Origin of the sequence: Mycobacterium sp. E3247, from assembly GCF_001667785.1 — a bacterium.
GTDB lineage: Bacteria > Actinomycetota > Actinomycetes > Mycobacteriales > Mycobacteriaceae > Mycobacterium.
Window position 1 is genome coordinate 1 of record NZ_LZJG01000453.1, and the last position, 731, is coordinate 731.

The following is a 731-nucleotide window of genomic DNA, read 5'->3' on the forward strand; positions in this document are numbered from 1 at the left end:
CGCGTTTCTCGCACTGCTCCTATTCTTCGACCAACAGATGCGGATTTCGTCCGTTTGGCAAGGAGACGAAATGAGGATTCGTTTCATTGTTTCGGCGCTCGGGGCTGTAGTGGTCGCGTTGGCGGTTGGGTGTGGCGGCGGGCAGGGCGGCGGCCACAACGCCACCTCGGTCGCACCCTCGCCGACGCCATCGATTCGCTGATCTTGGCGCCAGACCTGATTAACGAGATTGTCGGTGCGAAACTAAACTGGGCGTCCAAACCTCCGCCCGGCGCGACCTCCCCGCCCGTGGCCGCCTTCGTCGACGAGGGTAACCCGCAGTGCGAGCCGCTGATCGCGCCGGACACGTACTCGGTGGGGGTGGCTTACACCGCGTGGCGGAGCAATCTCTACAAAGAGGACAAGGACACGTACGAGCATGCGGTCCGTCAAGCCGTTGCGACGGTTGTCGATTCCAAAGCAGCGACGGTGTTGCTTGGCGACGCTTTTGCCAAGCGTCTCGATGCGTGCAGCAATGCCGTCATCCACCTGAGCGGCAAATATCGATGGAGATTCCAGAAGACCGACGCGACCGATACGGGAGTGCGGTGGACGGGAACGGAACTGGAGGACGGGCAGATCACCGGCTGGGTCTGCGCCAGCGAGGCGCGGGCAAAGAACAATGTGATCATCACTGCGCAGGTGTGCCAATACGGCAATGGCGCTCCGGCCACCGCGACAGTTCTGGACAA

Annotated in this window: 2 protein-coding genes; both read left to right on the forward strand. The window is 62.0% G+C overall.

Annotation, left to right across the window (positions count from 1 at the left end; genetic code table 11):
* Positions 1-202: hypothetical protein (locus A9X04_RS31710; RefSeq protein ID WP_369828931.1), on the forward strand; the 202-nt coding region annotated here is incomplete at its 5' end.
* A partial coding sequence (locus A9X04_RS22465; protein ID WP_067925219.1) for a sensor domain-containing protein occupies positions 130-731 on the forward strand: 602 nt, incomplete at its 3' end. The genes A9X04_RS31710 and A9X04_RS22465, both read left to right, overlap by 73 nt.